Here is a 16,898-nt window from a genome sequence, read left to right on the forward strand (position 1 = left end):
ATTTAGTGGTTCTCTGACTATAACAATAAAAAGCGAGTGGCCATTTCTTATGAGTGACAATATTCAAACGGTAACCGTGCTTAGCAAAACCACGTGGACGCCAAACTTATTTAGTTTTACGGTCAGCCGTCCTGACAGCTTTAAATTTACGGCCGGTCAGTTCGTACGCTTGGGTGTCAATCCTAGCCGACTGAAGTACTATACAGAGCAGAGTGGTATGTCTGATGCTGATATATCTGATGAGGCATTAGATGAAGATATCTTTCGCGCTTATTCGATTATTTCTTCGCCATTCGACGAAGTGTTAGAGTTTTTCTCTATTGTGATTCCTGATGGTGCATTTACGTCACAATTACAGCATCTGCAAGTGGGCGATGAGTTGCTTCTCAACACCTTACCATTTGGATTTTTAACATTGGCGCGTTATCAAAAGCCACTGCCCAAGGATCTATGGTTGCTCGCAACAGGTACGGGTCTGGCACCATTTTTATCCATGCTACAAGATTTAAAAACATGGGAAGATTATGAGCACATTGTATTGGCTTATAGCGCACGCTCGATAGAAGAGCTAGCTTATGTCAAAAAGATTGAAGGTTTGCAAGAAGACTTTGGCTCGTTGGTTGAGAATCCAGCTAAGCTAATTTTCATACCTATCGTTACTCGTGAGCCTGTTGAAGGCGCATTAACAGAACGTCTGCCCAAGCTACTGCTAGATGGCACGTTGCAAGCACGTGCAGGCATCGATTTAGATATCGATACTACCCATGTCATGCTATGTGGCAACCCAGATATGGTGGATGACACCAAAGAAGCATTAAAGTCGCTAGGACTGGTGATGAATCGCCGAGGCGAGGGTAATATTGCCGTAGAAAACTATTGGTAGCCATATAAATGATTTGAGTATTCTATAGATCTGCTGTGATAAAACAAAAACGCTGACCTTCAAAGACTATTGTTTTTGAAGGTCAGCGTTTTTTATACGGTGAAATAGTTAAACTTGGCTTGGTTCAGTCGCATCATCTACGGGATTGACAGGACCTTGCATCAACTCAGGTTCATCATCGTCACTAATGATATCTTCGTTGCTACTTGCGGCTAGTAAGTCACGATAATTAATCTGAGTCTTTAAAATCATTTGCTCTTCTTCAAGCTCGCCATAGTTCACTTGTACCTTATGCAAGGTACTCATGATTTTTTTATTCTTTTTTAGCCAGCGATTAATATCAATGTAGATGATTTCATCTTTTGCACGGGCAATATTGATATAAGAGAGCAGAAATCCTAACGGATCTTTTTTAAGAATACTGTGATAGAACCAGACGAACAGTTTGACACCTTGGCGTTTAAGAAAAGACTCGCAGCGTAAGTTGAGTACGTCAGTATATGTCTGCTGACCAAATACAAAACGTTGGACATTACGATCGAGCTGAACATGAATCAAGCCAAAGTTACTTGCGATTTCCACATAAATGCCTGCCACGTTAATCGTACAGTATAAGCGAAACCAGTCATCATGCATCTCAACACGCAACTCTAAGATGGCCTTTACATTATCAGTGACGAACTTCTGTAGCGAGTCATTGACGTACTCTTGTGTCACTGGCAGCGCAAGTTCATCTTCAAATTTATCCGTTGTTCTATCATATATCTGTCTGATAGATTGGGTAAGGCGCTCCCAGCCACCGCTAAACGACTCATCGAATCGATAGCCTAAATTGTCAAAGAATTCGTCAAAATTGTCTGAAGTATCCATGTTGTCAAAATCACTCAAACTTCTTATCCTTATCATTATAGGGGTGCATCATCGTATAGCGCGCGCTCAGAATCGCTAATCAAAAATGGTCGATGAACGTTTATTTGATAATACGATGCTTATTAAACAGTATATATTAAATATGATGGCTTCAAAATGCACACATGTACTTTGTAGTCATTCATTTGGTCGATATTGAATATCAGAAGACAGCACTGACAGCGATTATGTTTTAGGAAATATGAATCTCGGATAATAAAAAAGCCTATTTGGTTTTGCTATGTACGTTATATATATTGTTGCCTAAGATACCTACTGCTAAATCATTAACGCTTTATCATCTGGCGTATGGGATTTGTATTAAGTTTGACAGTATTTTTTTAAGCGTTTGCCTAAAGAATTGTAAAGTTTGCGTGGGTAGGTTAGATTGCTAACGCACAGGTTCTCGTGGCGACATAATTCTATGTCATGGTATGATAGCGCCAGAATAAATCATACATACCATTATGATGCTTATTATTTGCTGTTTTGTATTTATAAGCTCGTACCCATAAGCTGAGATCGACTGTGGCCTATATTAAAGATTCACAAAGCTATCACTTTTCCGCACAAGTACCTAAGCGAGATATTAGCTTACCTGTTGCTATCGTTATCGCAGTTGGTGTACATGTGCTTATTATTTTTGGTGTTAGCTTTTCTATGGGGAAAGACCCTGCTGCGATGATGCAAGATGTCGCAAAAGCGCTGACTGACAATATGAAGCCAAATGAGGATGCTCACTTTATTGCTGATGCCTCCCAAGAAGGTGGGGGTACGGTACAAGAGCAACTGAGGCAAGAAACGGATCAGATTAGCCCATTGTCCGCTGAGCAAATGAGTGAGACACAAGATGTGATTAGCTTGCAACGGCAGGTTCGACAGCAGCAGTATCAAGAGAGCTATCTACGCACGACGTTAAGTTGGCGTCAGGCCAATGTAGAGTCGGATAATGACAGCAAAGAAGCACAAGATGACATGATTGCACAAGAAGAGCGTCTGCGAAAACAAGTCGCCACCTTGGAAGCTCAGTTATCTCAGCGCCAGCAAGTGTATGCCACCAAATCGAAAGTGGTGACTGTCGATAGTAATTCAACGACACGCGGTGCAGCAGCGGACTATATCAATACGTTTCGTGAGCATGTCGAGCGCATCGGCAATCTACATTATCCCGTACAAGCGCGCGCGCAAGGCATCACTGGTGAAGTACGTCTGATGGTCATTATTAGTAGCGATGGTAATATTAAAGCCATTCGCTTACTTGAGAGCTCAAACTCAACGATACTAGACGAAGCGGCCAAACAGTCGGTTAGACAAGCCGCGCCTTTTGGTGCATTCACCAAAGATATGAGTGATATTGTCGAGTTACGTTTGATTCGTACTTATCAATACAGCGATAAAGTGAATGTGACTTATTAAGGTATTTCTTAAGATGGTTCGAATGTAATCAATGATGAAAACTAGCATAACAATTCACGCCCTAGTTTTTATATGACAGATACCCAAATTCATAAAACACAGCTATAAAATAAAGAGTCAGTATGGAATTTTTAGGTTTTACCATAGATATTGCGGCCTTAACCAGTAATGCAGTAAGTTTGGTTATAAAAGTAGCACTAGCGATATTGATATTCGTCGTAGGACGTTGGCTTGCCAAAAAAGCCGTCGCTATCGCACAAAAAATTATGCTGCGTAGTCACTTAGATGACACGGTTGCTAGCTTTTTGGGTCGTTTAATCTACGGCGTGCTATTGGTAGTAGTTGCACTAGCAGCACTTAGCAAAGTTGGTGTGCAGACGACTTCAGTTGTCGCCATATTAGGTGGTGCTGCCGTTGCGATTGGTCTGTCACTAAAGGATCAACTGTCTAACTTTGCCGCTGGTATTATGATTGTGACGTTTCGCCCATTTGTACGCGGTGATTACGTGCAAATACTGGGTCACACAGGCACGGTGACAGAGATCAGTTTGATTAATACGCATCTGACCACGACCACCAATCACGATATTATTATCCCTAACGGTGACATCACCACAACCGCGACTATCAACTATTCGTCGTTACCCAATCGCCGCGTGGATATCACTATCGGTATTGGCTATGATGCCGATATTAAGACAGCAAAAGATATCATGATAAAGCTGGCCACCGATAATCCGTTGGCATTTACTGATCCTGCACCTATCGTCCGTGTGACCAACTTAGGGGATAATTCGGTTGATTTGACCTTAAACGTTTGGACCACCAATGCGGATTGGTGGAGCATGCAATGTGATTTGCTTGAGCAGTTTAAATACGCGCTTGATGACAATAAAATCGACATTCCATTCCCGCAGCGCAGTGTACATGTTAAGGGTTTGGAGATGTTGATGGGCAACAAAAACGAATCGCCATTGCCATCTTTAGACAAAGATCAAAACCTCTAAAGATAAAGATGTTTAAATCGCATTCACTATAAATAGGGATTTGGTAGGTTTAGGCCTGCCAAAACCTCAATTTCAAACTGCTCCATCTCATCTTGTTCAGCTTGTCCAAGCTCATGATCAAATCCAAGCAAGTGCAGCACACCATGTGTTAATAGATGGCTAATGTGCTGTGCGACTGTTTTCTCTTGTTCTGCGGCTTCACGCACTATCACATCATGACAAATAATCAGCTCACCAAGCGCTAGGGTTGGCATCAGCTCGATGATAGCGGCTGGCAAGTCACTAGGATAAGACAGAATGTTGGTCGCATAATCCTTGCCTCGTGCTTCCAAATTCAACTCACGACCTTCAGTCTCATCAGTGATATATATATCGAGTGATTTGGCTTTTTCTTGCCATAATTCAACATCAATATCTGCAAAATAAGGCAGTACTAAACCACTATTAATTTGCTCATCTATGTAATCTAAAGTTGCCATCATCACAGGTAGTAGCGTGTCACGATGATAAAAAGTATCGAGTAGTGTGTCATCAATACTACTCGTTGCACTGATGTCTAATACCTCAAAGCTTTCATCATTATTAGTGACATCCGTTGCCTTGTTTTGGTTAAAACTGTCATCGTTATTATACTGGCTCATGTTGTTCTCTCCTTACTATATTGTCATGTCGTTTGTCTAACTTACTAAAACTGCCCAAGGTTAACTTACCAACCCCAATCTACGACGCTAATTATCAGTCTAGCAGCAAAAAACCGGACTACTAGTCAGTAATCCGGTTTTGCGTTTTTATATTTGCGCTTTTAAGGTGGCAAATATCAAACCTACCACCTTATAGCTTGGCTGCGGCATTAGCGATGGCTTGTCTACGCTCTTGCTCTTTGATGCGCTCAAACTTACGCTTTTCTTCTAATATGATTTGTTCTTCATCAAACACATCATAGGCTTCGACGATTTTTTGCACCAGTTGATGACGTACCACGTCTTTTGAGTCAAACTTAGTGATATGAATCTCTTCAATACCGCTTAAGATTTCCATCGCTTGTGCCAAGCCAGACTTATGACCACGGGGTAAATCCACTTGGGTCACGTCACCAGTGATCACGGCTCGCGAGCCAAAACCCAGACGGGTCAAAAACATTTTCATTTGCTCAGGCGTGGTGTTTTGCGCTTCATCCAAGATGACAAACGAGTTGTTTAATGTACGACCGCGCATATAGGCAAGGGGTGCGATTTCGATGACTTGTTTTTCAATCAGCTTGCCTACTTTTTCAACACCGATCATCTCATATAACGCATCGTACAATGGACGCAAGTAAGGATCGATTTTTTGCGTTAAATCACCAGGCAAGAATCCCAGTTTTTCACCAGCTTCTACGGCCGGACGCACGAGTAAAATCCGCTCAATCTCATTACGCTCGAGCATATCCACGGCGCAAGCAACGGCTAGATACGTTTTACCAGTGCCAGCAGGACCAATACCAAATGAGACGTCAGAGTTCAGCACACTTTGGACATAGGTCTGCTGATTGCCACCGCGAGGAATAATACGACCCTTACGGGTGCGCAAGCTAACGGGCGTAAATTCACTAGCAATATCGAAATCTTCTTCTTTGGCAGCTTCTTCTGCCTGTTGTGCATCGGCTGCCATGTCTTCGTCACGAGAGATGCTGGATTGGATGATGAGATGCAACTCTTCTGCACTGATGTCTTTTTTGTTTTGAGCTTCATCCACCATCTTGTAAATAATACGTTCACCACGCTCAACACCGGTCACATCACCGCTCAGGCAAAAGTCACCTTGACGCTGCATGATTTTGATATCGAGGCGTTTTTGGATATATTTCATGTGATTGTTGTATTCACCTAGCACGATTTTAAGCTGTGCTGGCGTCAATGATTCAAACTTTATACGGCGGCTCATGGAATCAGTCAAGCGATTATCCTTTTATTGTGTGCCCAAAGTGATGTTGTTTTATTAAGCTTTGGACTTAAGAGATAAAGTAGTCGGTCGTTATTGTCTTGGCTTCAAATTATAGAGATAGAAATGACGGTAGCAATGCTGTTGGTTTTGTTGTTTGTTTTAGGAGTGGTGATAAGTAACGGTCTTGCCTTTATTATGGTAGATAGTTTTTAAATTTCAAGCCATACATCATATACGTGACGTTGTTTTTGTATGGTGATTGCAACGGTCATGCTTTATTGAATGCTTTTATGAGGTTAATGGCTTTTGCATGTCAATCTGATATTAAATTAGTCTTCAGTAATACAAGATATCACGAATTTTTAGTACACGCTTTGTCTACTGTTAAGGGCACGGAGCGATAGATAATTTGTGGTAATCTATGAGTGATATCATAGCGCTTATAATTAAATTTAAAACACGAATAAAATGAGCAGGATTATAAAATTTAAGTGGCTGCTAGTGGCAATTAATAGCCCATTCATCAATTATAGAAAGCACTTCCCATACAATAAAGTAGGAATAATAATGATACAAAATACTGATGTAAACTTATCGAATGCTCAAAGCAAAGTTGAGAATGTAGTTGGAATCACAGCTGATAACAGTAAGGCAATCACGGCGCAGCAAGTACTTATCGCAGGTGGCGGGCATGTCGGTTTATCCTTTGCACTGCTGCTAGCGAATCATGGCATTGCGAGCACGTTATTAGAAAAAAACAGCTATCCGACCATCAGTCCAAATGATGACAACAATCGCAGCCATTATTTGGACAGTCGCAATACCGCATTATCACGCCGCACTGTACAGATTTACCAAGAGATTGGCCTATGGGATGAGTTACAAAGCCATGCCTGCCGTATCGATGCAGTACAGGTTAGCGAACAAGGCAGCTTTGGCCGTGCGCAGCTCAATAAAGCCGAGGAAAAAGTAGAGTCATTTGGTCAAGTAATAGAAAATGCATGGCTCGGACGCAAGCTTTTATTGGCCGCGCAACATGAGCCGTTGATTACCTTGATTGATAATGCCAATGTCAGCGCAGTGGCACAAAAAGCGGATGGTGTCACGCTGAGCTTTAGTTATTACGGTGAAGAGGAACAAGCGCAGCAATTGCAGGGCAGTGTGTTGGTCGCTTGTGATGGACGTGATTCTACCGTGCGTCAGCTATTGGATATCGGCACAACCACTTATGACTATCAACAAACAGCTATTGTGGGTGTGGTAGAAACTGACAAGGCGCATGAGCATGTCGCGATTGAGCGCTTTAGCCCAGCAGGTCCACTTGCCGTACTACCACTGACAGATCCAAATGGCGACGGCAATGATGAGTATCAGAATGGCTATAGACGCTCGGTCGTTTGGGTATGTCCAAAGGGCGAAGAGAAACGCTATCTAGAAGACGATGCGCATTTTTTACAGACGTTACAGCAAGCCTTTGGTCAACGAGCTGGCAAATTCATCGCTGCTGGTCGTCGCGGTGCTTATCCATTGACACGTGTGCTAGCAGACAAGCAAGTAGATGGTCGCTGCGTGGTCATGGGCAATGCTGCTCACACACTGCATCCCGTAGCAGGGCAAGGTTTTAACCTGTGTATGCGTGACGCGCATGTATTGGCGCAGATGATGAATGCGCAAGTACTGAAGGGCGCAGATATTGGTGATCCAACGCTACTCAAACGCTATGAAAAAGCACGTCTAAGCGATCAAAAACGAGTCATTCGTTTTTGCGATGCTGTGGTACATGGATTTACCCATCCTAATCCAGTCATAAAGCTAGCAAGAAATGTGGCTCTAGTTGCCTTTGATAAACTGCCAAATATCAAGCCGTTGGTTGCGACCTACGCGATGGGCTTAAAATCATAGTATAGCCAATCCTCTATAAAAGAGTGACAGCGTTAATCTTGCTTGAAGTAAGATTGATAACAAGTATTCTAATATTGACCAGTATTGAGAGACACCTTATGAAAAACAACCATACGCTGATTATCGGTAGTGGTATCGTTGGTGCAACGCTTGCGCTAAAACTGGCTCAAGCAAAAATGCCCGTGACATTGATTGATGCTCGTCCGGCTCGTGATGCCTTAGCTTGGCAAGGTGTACTGAGCAAACGTGATGCTCGAGTGTATGCGCTGAGTTTGGCCAGTATTAATTTGCTGAAAGACGTGGGTGCTTGGCAAAAGATTGTGAGCTCTGAGCGTAAGGCTGATTATTCGCAAATGCAGGTATGGCAACTGAACGGCATGGGCGAGCTGCTATTTGGTGAGAGTAGCGATGATCCGTCTAATTCTGTCGTGCCGCAAATACTCGGTAGCATGGTCGAGCCAGCCGTCATTGAGCATGCATTGTGGCAACGTCTGTGTGAGGATGATGTCAGTGATTATTTGACCATCATCGCGGGACAAAAAGTCACAAACATGGATTGGCTAGGCACGGCATTAGGATACCGTGTTACCGTTGATGATGGTACTGTGATTGACGCTCAATTATTAGTGGGCGCGGATGGTCGCGGCTCATTTGTGCGTAAACAGGCGGCGATTGGACTGGACACGCTCGATTACAATCAAACCGCGATTTGCTGTGCGATTCACACCGAAAAACCGCATCAGGCGACGGCGCGACAGGCGATGTTACCGACTGGCACACTGGCTTTATTGCCATTAGCGGATATTACCGATGACGATAAAGCCAATCCACAGCATTGGCAATCGATTGTATGGACGTTACCGCGCAATCAAGCATTGGCATTGATAGAGGAAGATGCACGGGTTATCGCTGATAAACTGGCTGCTGCCTGTCATTATGAGTTGGGCGCTATCAGTCAGATTGAATCGATCGCTAGTTTTCCGCTAACCGCGCAACAAGCAAAAAGCTACGTCGCTGATAACTTGGTATTAATCGGTGATGCGGCACATGGTGTGCATCCGCTGGCAGGTCAAGGGCTGAATCTGGGCATGCTTGATGTACAAGTATTGAGCGAGCAATTGGCACACGACTTTACTCGTAGTGGTGGTACGATTTGGGGCAGTAATCAAACATTGCGTCGTTATGAGCGTCTGCGTCGTCCGCATAATAGCCTGATGATGCACAGCTTTTCTGCGCTTAATTGGCTATTCGCAGGGTCGCTTGCGCAATTACGTCCCGTACAGCAGATACGTAGCGAAGGCATGTACCGTGTTGGCAAAATGAAGCCGCTCATGCGTTTGTTTGCCAAGCAGGCGAGTGGCGTCTAAGCGCTTAAAGCTCAACCACCGTCTATCTTAAACCAAATATCCTAAGGTAATCCCTTATGCTCATTCCTAAATACTGGGCGCAATATAAACAGCGCTTTGAGTTGTCAGAAACAGCTGATAACGCATCCGATGACTTTAATTCTAAGCAAGCAACTATTAAGCGCTATGGCTGGTCAGATATCAGTCAAGCAGAGGCCTTGGCTCATGCGAAGGCACGAGTGAAAGAGACTCATCAACGCTGGCTAAAGGGCGAGGATATTGTCAGACGTGAGCGTAGGGAAGAGTATAACGAAAGTAATGGCATTCCTATCCGTGAGCAGATTATTTCTAAGCAGAATTTTTCAGAGAATGGCTTAACTAAAACTGGCTTAGAGAGTAAGGCATCTGATACGCAGCTTGTTGTCACGCGTAACAGTTACGGTGCACAGGTTGCCAATGTCAATAATATTGCGATTATCGATGTTGATAATAAAGATCTATTAGGCCATCTATATCCCGAACATTACAGTCCTAATGGCTTTATGCCTGCTATACCTACTTATCAAACTAAGTCATCAAACAAATTACCAGTTTGGGGGTTTATTATCCTCTTTATATTTATCGCCAGTGTTATCGCTTGGCTCGGACTATCATGGTTATGGCTGTTAGTGGTTATGATTGGCGCGACCGTCTATTTGTGGCAACAAGCCAGCCAAAGAGATAAAGCATATATGCAAAAATATACTGCTGAAATGAATTCGTTACAGCCTTTTATAACGGATTTGATTCAGCAGCGTGTCGCCAGCCATCCACAAGAATCCTTTCGTTTATATGAGACGCCTGCAGGCTTTCGTATTATTGCTACCCACGATACTATCGCGCCAAATGATGCGTTAGTCGCGGACTGGTTTGAGTATTTCCATGCCGATGCCAATTACGTGCGTCTCTGTCAGGCGCAGCAGTGCTTTCGAGCTCGGCTTACTGCAAAGCCATGGCGCATGACTGAGGTCGAGGGTAAGAAACTGGCTAAAGATATTCCTGCTAAAAACTTTTGGTTTGATGCTGAGAGCACGGATGCATATAGTAGTATTGAGCAACGTCAAAAAGAGTTAAAGGCGCGAAAAGAGTGGATTAAAAATTACGATACGTATGCTAAAAACTATAGAGCCTGTCGCTATGTGGAGAGTTTTTCTGGTAAAGAAGGTATTGATAGAAATACAGCCTCTACGCAAGCCATTGATGCTTTTATCAAGTGGCATGACGATGCCTGTCAGGTGGATAAAGAGCTGGAGATGGCTTAGGGCGTGTTCAACGCGCCCTAATCACTAATCATAATGAAAGGACTTATACTAGGGCGTGTCAAAACTTAACGTTACCCCAAAGACGAGAACAGCACCATCAATACGGGCGAGACAATATTAATAATAAAGCCAAAGCTAATTGCCAATGGCACGACCTTTAGACCGCCTGATTGTTGAATGATTGGCAAGGTGAAATCTAGACTGGTTGCGCCACCAAGCCCTACCGCTGCTGATGGGTATTTACGCATAAATACGGGAATAAATAGTAACGCAAAGAACTCACGTACCAAGTCATTGAATAAGGCGACACTACCCCAGACCGCACCATATGCATCGGTCATCACAATGGCGGATAGGGAGTACCAACCAAATCCTGATGACAGTGCCAAGCCTTTCGTCCACGATACATCCGTAAACAATAGCGCAAAAACAAGCCCACCGACCAATACTGATAGCGTAAAAATGATGCTCATTTCTACGCCGCGTTTATTGAGGAGCACTTCCTTTAAGGTAATTCCTGAACCTTTTAAACCGATACCGACCAATAAAATCAAGATCATCAGCATGACGGTCATAGAGTTTTCGTGCGGCATATAATCAGCGGGTAGGAAATAGCCAATCACCATCCCAATCACCACGCAAACGACTTGGGCGAGGCTGCCTCGAATACTGACGCGATGCTCTTTGGATTTTACGCTGGGTTTTTTGGCATGCCATGGGCGCAGGTGATCGAACAACATCAGCCCAAATAAACCCGTGCCAATTGTCAGTATCGATAATACAGTGACATACAGCGCAATTTCACCCAGCTGATTACCTAGCCCTTCTACCTGTGACAGCTCAATACCGATCAGTGCCAAGATGACGTAAACCAAATAAGATAAGCCTTTGTCAGCCAACTTCGTCATGGTGGGGTTAGAAGGAATGGCAAAGCCAATAAACATTGGCATTAGGACCAGAACAAGGGTAATGAGGCTTTGCATGATGATAGGCTCGCAGCGTTTTTAACAAGGCGTTTTTAAGAAGCTGAAGATTGTATCATATCAGGCTAGCAATACTGACATGAGCAACTGATATTCATGGTAAATCATGGTCTTTATTGATGCAGAAGTGAAGGCTTAGACGGTTATATAGTCAATCCACTATGAAAGTATGACAGCGTTAACCTCGCTTGAGGTATCACACATACATCTGCACTCGGTTGCCTGGACTCTTTTTTAAACTAAATAAACTATAGTCATGATAATAGTTATCTTTTTAAACATATTTGAGAAATTTTGAATGATTGGTAATGCTTTACCTAACAAACTTTTGTTGTTACATTATGGCATCAAAAATATTTGGCTAGCATCATGTCGCTATATCAGCTCAAATCTCAATTTCAAGATCAATTGCGCCCGATAAGCGATACCTTAGTTGAGAAAAATTTTACGGCCAATCAAGTAACCGTATCCGCAGTATTATTGAGTGTGGGTACGGCTTACGTGATTGCCAAGCCAGCAGCTGAGCAGCAACGGCTGTGGCTTTTATTGCCATCATCATTGTTCGTGCGTATGGCGCTCAATGCAATCGACGGTATGATGGCGCGTGAGCATGGGCAGGCGTCAACGCTAGGAGCCATGCTGAATGAAATGGGCGATATTATTGCCGATACGGCATTATTGGCGAGCCTGACCCCTCATGTTAGTAATAAAAAATGCTCAACCGCAGTAGTTGATTCACCGACTAATGTATTAACTAATGTACCAACCCATCAGCACCATATTACCAGTCTCATCGCGCTTAGTATTGGCACCGAGCTACTTGGTATCGCTAGCCATACGATGTTAGGCATGCGGGCTAACCAAGGGCCATTGGGCAAAAGTGATCGTGCTTTGGTGCTAGGCATGCTTGGTGCTTTTATGGGTGTTAAAGCTAAAGCACCAGTATGTATTAAAGCACCGTTATCATTGCCTCATATCAGAATAGGTCGATTATTTATACTGACAGAGGTAATGCTACTAAAGACCTGCCTCAACCGCATGCGTTATATGGCAGCGTTGTACTTGATGCGTGACCCACCTTTGCTTCGGTCTGTGAATTCAGACAGTTTTAGATTGACCAAAGAAACGTCAGATAAATCCATTTCTCTCATGAGTCGTCATACTGAGTTTGGTCAAGCTGATACGTTATCTGTTGATGGTTCTACAGCAACCCTTTCTATGTCAAATTCTGCTACTCAAACTTCCTTTTTGGAGTCCAACACGATGCCCGTTACACCTAGCAAGGATCAACTCAATAACCAAAATCAGCTCAAGAGCCAACCAACACTTGCACAAGATGACATTGGTTTTGACTCGCCTGTAATCAAAATTATAAATGGTGAAAGCTGTTATAACGCTTACGACGGCACTGCTATCTATTATCGATATTGGTTAACGATGCCTTTAACCGATATAAAAAAATCGCATATAAACAAAGCCAATCAGCCTCTGCGTCAAGTTATTCTATTGCATCGTGGACATGAGCATTCGGGTCGATTAGCAGAGTTAGGAGAGCAGTTTGCAAAAGCTGGCTATCAAGTCTTTGCGTGGGATGCACGTGGCAATGGGCGCTCAGGGGGTATCAAAGACCATGCCGAGAGCGTCACTGAGCTTGAGCGCGATTTAGACGGTTTTGTGCAGTTGGTCATCGGGCAAACGGGTATTGCTATCGAGGATACCTTAATCGTCGCCAGCAGTATCGGTGCGGTGCTGGCAGCAGCATGGGTACATGACTATGCGCCCAGTATTCGCGGGATGATATTGGGCACGCCTGCGCTAAGCATTCGCTTGTATATGCCTTTTGCGATACCGTCATTAAAGGTGGCGCGCACGCTTGGTCTGATGTCACGTGTCAGTAGTTATGTCAAAGCACAAGTATTGACTCATGATAAGGACGCGCAGCAAGCTTATAATGCTGATCCATTGATATCGAATAGCATTTCAACCGACTTACTCATCGATACCCATGCGACGGGTCAGCGCTTGCTAGACGATGCAGGGGCTATCACTGTACCGACGTTTGTATTGTGTGCAGGCAAGGATTATGTGGTCGATAAGCAGGCTGAACGCACGTTTTATGAAGCGATTAATACACCTACCAAACGCTGGCAGTTGTACCCAGACAGCTATCATGCGATTTTTCATGAGACCAATAGAGCAGATGTCTTTTCCGACTGCATTGATTTCGCTGAACAAGTATTTAGCACACACGTCCAAGCACCTGATTTGAGTACCGCTCATTTGAATAGCGCCAGTAAAGACAAGGTAGACCGCTTAGCGATTAAGCCGTTTAATCCGAGTTTTGCCATTACGCGTTTTGCGATGCAGAAGTTCGGTCATGTTAGCGATGCGATTGCGACAGGGCTTGAACATGGATTTGACTCGGGTCATTCACTGGATCACGTTTATTATAATCAGCCCAGTGGTCAGAATAAATTTGGTCAAGCAATTGATAAATTTTATTTAAGTAATATTGGCTGGCAAGGCATTCGTATTCGCCGCGCCCATATATTGGAGCTGGCACGTATAGCATTCGCAGATATTGAAGATAAAAATCAAAATAGTACTAAACCATACAAACCAAAGCTGCTAGATATTGCCAGTGGTCATGGTTTTTACGCGTTTGATCTGTTGACTGAGTTTACTGGTTTGCATGCGGAGCTACGAGATTATGAGATGCATAATATCCAAGCATTGCAAGCAAAAGCAGAGCAGTTAGCGATTGCTGATCGAGTCACTACATGTCAAAAAGATGCTTTTGACGTAGCAAGTTACCCTGATTCTGATAACACAAAATTTGATGTGGCCATCAGCTCAGGCGTGTTTGAATTGTTTTCTGATAATGCGTTACTAACGGCAGCATTGGCAGGTATTTATGACAGTTTAAAAGCGGGCGGCTATTTGATTTACACCAACCAACCGTGGCACCCTGAGCAAGAGTTTATCAGTAAGACGTTGAACAACCATCGTGGTAGTAGTTGGGTGATGCGTTGTCGCTCGCAAGCGGAGATGGATCAATTGGTTGAGCGCGCCGGCTTTAAAAAGGTTGCCATGCGTATCGACCGCTTTGGTATCTTTACCGTGTCATTGGCGATTAAAACGGCATCAATCGATGATAAGTAATAAATGAATAATAAATCCATCAAGCTTTATGAGCGCGTCCAACTTTTTTCCGGAGGCGGATCACGTTTTGGCTATTACTTAGGTAGCTATGCAGCATTAGTTGCACATGATTTGACGCCAGATATGATCATTGGTACTTGCGGCGGGAGCTTATCCGCTTATTTGGTCAACCTAGCGCCTGACCCTAGAGACTTGCAAGCGCTGATGTGCAGTCGTGAGTTGTATCGTACCATTGCTGCGATTAGGCATGTCGCGCCAGATGAAGCCAATAAACGTCTAAAGATGCGTTATATGACCAGTGCGCTCAACCGTTGGCGATTGTCAAAGCAACAAGGCAATGGACAAAGACAGCAGCAAGCAGACAGCTATGGGCAATTATTAGACGAGTTACAGCAGTTGGCGATGTTTCGTATCGATGACGAGGCGCGATGGCTCGATGAGCTATCTAGCTTTGCATCTAGCGAAAATGGCAGTCGTCAGTCTAATGCTAATACCCCTGAGATAGCCATCATTGCCAGTCGCCTTTATCAAGCGCCTGTTGATGGTTTATATAATGAAAAGCTAACGCTGCAAGAATTATTATTTGCACCGCCACGCTTTGAGCATTCTGCATCAAATCTGACTGACGAGAAATTGAGATCACCAGCACAGGCATTTGCAAATGAGCGCATACATCCGTCTGTAAAGGTAGAAACACAATGGGATTTTGCCCCAGTGGTTCGTGCTTCTATGGCAGACATGTATTACTTGCCGCCCACACACATCACTGCGCTTGGCTGGTGCTTAGGTGGGGTGATTAATCTCACACCGATTGAGCTAGCCTGTCAGTTGGGTGACAGCGTATTTGCAGAGACCAAGGCAGGGTATGACTCATGGCTGGCTGCTCCCGCGATTCAGCGTGTTTTTGGTTTTGATCCTAATGAGCGACTGGCAGCAGTACACGGTTATCAACCGATGGAAGTGTCGTCGCACACTAATACTGCTAGCGAAAAACATCGGCTACACTGGCTACCCTTTGCCGATAATGCGCAGCAGTTAGCGGGCCAAAATGTGCAAAAGCGTTTTAATATAAAACAAATGACTGTTGAGCTGATACACAGTAATTACGACGGCTTTGTGCAGCAAATGCAGGCGCAATGGCAATATGGCTACCAGCGTACGGCTGATTACATACAGCAGCATAATTTATGAAAACTCACGTAGAAGATACCGCCGAAAATCATACGCCGCATATTATTGTCGTTGGTGGCACGAGTGGTCTTGGCTTGGCATTGGCTCTGCATCATTTGCAGCTTGGCTGGCAGGTGAGCATTGTTGGTAGTAACGAGGCAAAGATAGCCGACATTAATAACCAGCATCCTACCATCGTGACTTATGTGTGCGACTTAACGGATGTTATCCAAACACAGAGTTTGTTAGATAAATTGTCAGCTACAAGCTTTCAAAGGCTTATCTATAGTGCTGGCAGTTATACCAATGAACGTGTTCATCATCTAAACCAAGCAGACAGTGATAAAATGTTAGCGATTAACTTGCAGGCATTTGCGCAGGTTTTTAGATGGGCAAGCGCGCAGTCAAAGCAGCAACATCAGTCATTGGACTTTGCCAAAGACTGTAGACCAAGCCTTATCTGTATCGCCTCTATCGCTGGCACGATGGATTATCCTTATGCCAGTCTTTATGCAAAGAGTAAACGCGCGATGATTGCGACTGTTAGTGCTTATCGAGCAGCACTTGCACCTTATAATATCCAAGTGAATTGTATTGCCTCAGGCTATATCGATACCCAAGCATTGCGCGATTTAAATGACGGTGATGCCAGTCATAAGCCCTTTATCATGAGCACGCCAACAGCGGTTGATGAGGTTATGCAGGCGATTGATAATGATGTTGAATTGGCAATATTCCCACGCTCAATGCGCTATATTACTCGGGCGTTAAACCACTTACCCAAGCCATTACTCAATTGGATATTGCGCAGTAAGCTAGATAAGTCTTCTTAACCAAGCATTGTCTTAATCAAACACTGTCTTAATCAAACACTGTCTTAATCAAAAATGGGCAGC

At 43.8% G+C, this 16,898-nt stretch carries 13 protein-coding genes; 9 read left to right on the forward strand and 4 right to left on the reverse strand.

Features of this window, described 5'->3' with window-relative positions; translation table 11 throughout:
- Positions 1-49 precede the first annotated feature (49 nt).
- Positions 50-883 (forward strand): ferredoxin--NADP reductase, encoded by an 834-nt coding sequence (locus AAEY75_RS02805; RefSeq protein WP_352258284.1) that lies wholly within the window; start codon positions 50-52, stop codon positions 881-883.
- A gap of 108 nt (positions 884-991) precedes the next feature.
- Here the strand turns inward: AAEY75_RS02805 and AAEY75_RS02810 are convergent, their stop codons facing one another.
- On the reverse strand, positions 992-1,789 hold the full coding sequence (locus tag AAEY75_RS02810; protein ID WP_201589988.1) for a hypothetical protein: 798 nt from the start codon (positions 1,787-1,789) through the stop codon (positions 992-994).
- A 531-nt stretch (positions 1,790-2,320) separates the two neighbouring features.
- Between AAEY75_RS02810 and AAEY75_RS02815 the strand changes: the two genes are divergently transcribed.
- Positions 2,321-3,208, forward strand: a complete 888-nt coding sequence (locus AAEY75_RS02815; protein ID WP_110922272.1) for an energy transducer TonB — start codon at positions 2,321-2,323, stop codon at positions 3,206-3,208.
- A 122-nt stretch (positions 3,209-3,330) separates the two neighbouring features.
- Positions 3,331-4,215, forward strand: coding sequence for a mechanosensitive ion channel family protein (locus tag AAEY75_RS02820; protein WP_110922273.1), 885 nt, complete (start codon positions 3,331-3,333; stop codon positions 4,213-4,215).
- Positions 4,216-4,241: 26 nt separating this feature from the next.
- Here the strand turns inward: AAEY75_RS02820 and ybeY are convergent, their stop codons facing one another.
- Together ybeY and AAEY75_RS02830 are read right to left on the reverse strand one after the other, a co-directional pair.
- Complete coding sequence (gene ybeY, locus AAEY75_RS02825; RefSeq protein ID WP_197218299.1) at positions 4,242-4,856, reverse strand: rRNA maturation RNase YbeY; 615 nt, start codon at positions 4,854-4,856, stop codon at positions 4,242-4,244.
- A gap of 190 nt (positions 4,857-5,046) precedes the next feature.
- The gene (locus AAEY75_RS02830) at positions 5,047-6,138 is read right to left on the reverse strand and encodes a PhoH family protein (RefSeq protein ID WP_194197127.1); all 1,092 of its coding nucleotides are present in this window, start codon (positions 6,136-6,138) and stop codon (positions 5,047-5,049) included.
- 567 nt (positions 6,139-6,705) lie between these two features.
- Between AAEY75_RS02830 and AAEY75_RS02835 the strand changes: the two genes are divergently transcribed.
- The 3 genes from AAEY75_RS02835 to AAEY75_RS02845 all read left to right on the forward strand — a co-directional run bounded on the left by AAEY75_RS02835 (position 6,706) and on the right by AAEY75_RS02845 (position 10,687).
- Positions 6,706-8,040, forward strand: coding sequence for an FAD-dependent monooxygenase (locus AAEY75_RS02835; protein ID WP_197218300.1), 1,335 nt, complete (start codon positions 6,706-6,708; stop codon positions 8,038-8,040).
- 98 nt (positions 8,041-8,138) lie between these two features.
- Positions 8,139-9,407 (forward strand): FAD-dependent monooxygenase, encoded by a 1,269-nt coding sequence (locus AAEY75_RS02840; protein ID WP_352258288.1) that lies wholly within the window; start codon positions 8,139-8,141, stop codon positions 9,405-9,407.
- Between the two features lie 56 nt (positions 9,408-9,463).
- Positions 9,464-10,687, forward strand: a complete 1,224-nt coding sequence (locus AAEY75_RS02845; protein ID WP_197218302.1) for a hypothetical protein — start codon at positions 9,464-9,466, stop codon at positions 10,685-10,687.
- Positions 10,688-10,758: 71 nt separating this feature from the next.
- Here AAEY75_RS02845 and AAEY75_RS02850 read toward each other — a convergent pair whose 3' ends face one another.
- Positions 10,759-11,670, reverse strand: coding sequence for a LysO family transporter (locus tag AAEY75_RS02850; protein WP_197218303.1), 912 nt, complete (start codon positions 11,668-11,670; stop codon positions 10,759-10,761).
- A gap of 369 nt (positions 11,671-12,039) precedes the next feature.
- On the opposite strand from AAEY75_RS02850, the gene AAEY75_RS02855 reads away from it, so the two are divergent.
- Genes AAEY75_RS02855 through AAEY75_RS02865 form a run of 3 tightly spaced genes read left to right on the forward strand, consistent with a single transcriptional unit; the run spans position 12,040 to position 16,835 of the window.
- Positions 12,040-14,832: an alpha/beta fold hydrolase gene (locus AAEY75_RS02855; protein ID WP_352258291.1), complete on the forward strand. Its 2,793-nt coding sequence runs from the start codon at positions 12,040-12,042 to the stop codon at positions 14,830-14,832.
- 3 nt (positions 14,833-14,835) lie between these two features.
- Entirely contained in the window at positions 14,836-16,023 is a 1,188-nt protein-coding gene (locus AAEY75_RS02860) for a patatin-like phospholipase family protein (RefSeq protein ID WP_352258293.1), read from the forward strand.
- Positions 16,020-16,835 (forward strand): SDR family NAD(P)-dependent oxidoreductase, encoded by an 816-nt coding sequence (locus tag AAEY75_RS02865; RefSeq protein ID WP_352258295.1) that lies wholly within the window; start codon positions 16,020-16,022, stop codon positions 16,833-16,835. The genes AAEY75_RS02860 and AAEY75_RS02865 overlap by 4 nt, the downstream gene beginning before the upstream one ends.
- Positions 16,836-16,898: the final 63 nt, after the last annotated feature.

Origin of the sequence: Psychrobacter sp. TB55-MNA-CIBAN-0194, assembly GCF_040309505.1 — a bacterium.
GTDB classification, from domain to species: domain Bacteria; phylum Pseudomonadota; class Gammaproteobacteria; order Pseudomonadales; family Moraxellaceae; genus Psychrobacter; species Psychrobacter fozii.

Excerpts from the sequence above, each read along its gene's own strand:
- AAEY75_RS02810 (WP_201589988.1), bottom strand. The coding sequence starts at position 1,789 with ATGATAAGGATAAGAAGTTTGAGTGATTTTGACAACATGGATACTTCA.
- AAEY75_RS02855 (WP_352258291.1), top strand. The coding sequence starts at position 12,040 with ATGTCGCTATATCAGCTCAAATCTCAATTTCAAGATCAATTGCGCCCG.
- AAEY75_RS02830 (WP_194197127.1), bottom strand. The coding sequence starts at position 6,138 with ATGAGCCGCCGTATAAAGTTTGAATCATTGACGCCAGCACAGCTTAAA.
- AAEY75_RS02840 (WP_352258288.1), top strand. The coding sequence starts at position 8,139 with ATGAAAAACAACCATACGCTGATTATCGGTAGTGGTATCGTTGGTGCA.
- AAEY75_RS02850 (WP_197218303.1), bottom strand. The coding sequence starts at position 11,670 with ATGCAAAGCCTCATTACCCTTGTTCTGGTCCTAATGCCAATGTTTATT.
- AAEY75_RS02820 (WP_110922273.1), top strand. The coding sequence starts at position 3,331 with ATGGAATTTTTAGGTTTTACCATAGATATTGCGGCCTTAACCAGTAAT.
- ybeY (WP_197218299.1), bottom strand. The coding sequence starts at position 4,856 with ATGAGCCAGTATAATAACGATGACAGTTTTAACCAAAACAAGGCAACG.
- AAEY75_RS02835 (WP_197218300.1), top strand. The coding sequence starts at position 6,706 with ATGATACAAAATACTGATGTAAACTTATCGAATGCTCAAAGCAAAGTT.
- AAEY75_RS02865 (WP_352258295.1), top strand. The coding sequence starts at position 16,020 with ATGAAAACTCACGTAGAAGATACCGCCGAAAATCATACGCCGCATATT.
- AAEY75_RS02860 (WP_352258293.1), top strand. The coding sequence starts at position 14,836 with ATGAATAATAAATCCATCAAGCTTTATGAGCGCGTCCAACTTTTTTCC.
- AAEY75_RS02845 (WP_197218302.1), top strand. The coding sequence starts at position 9,464 with ATGCTCATTCCTAAATACTGGGCGCAATATAAACAGCGCTTTGAGTTG.
- AAEY75_RS02805 (WP_352258284.1), top strand. The coding sequence starts at position 50 with ATGAGTGACAATATTCAAACGGTAACCGTGCTTAGCAAAACCACGTGG.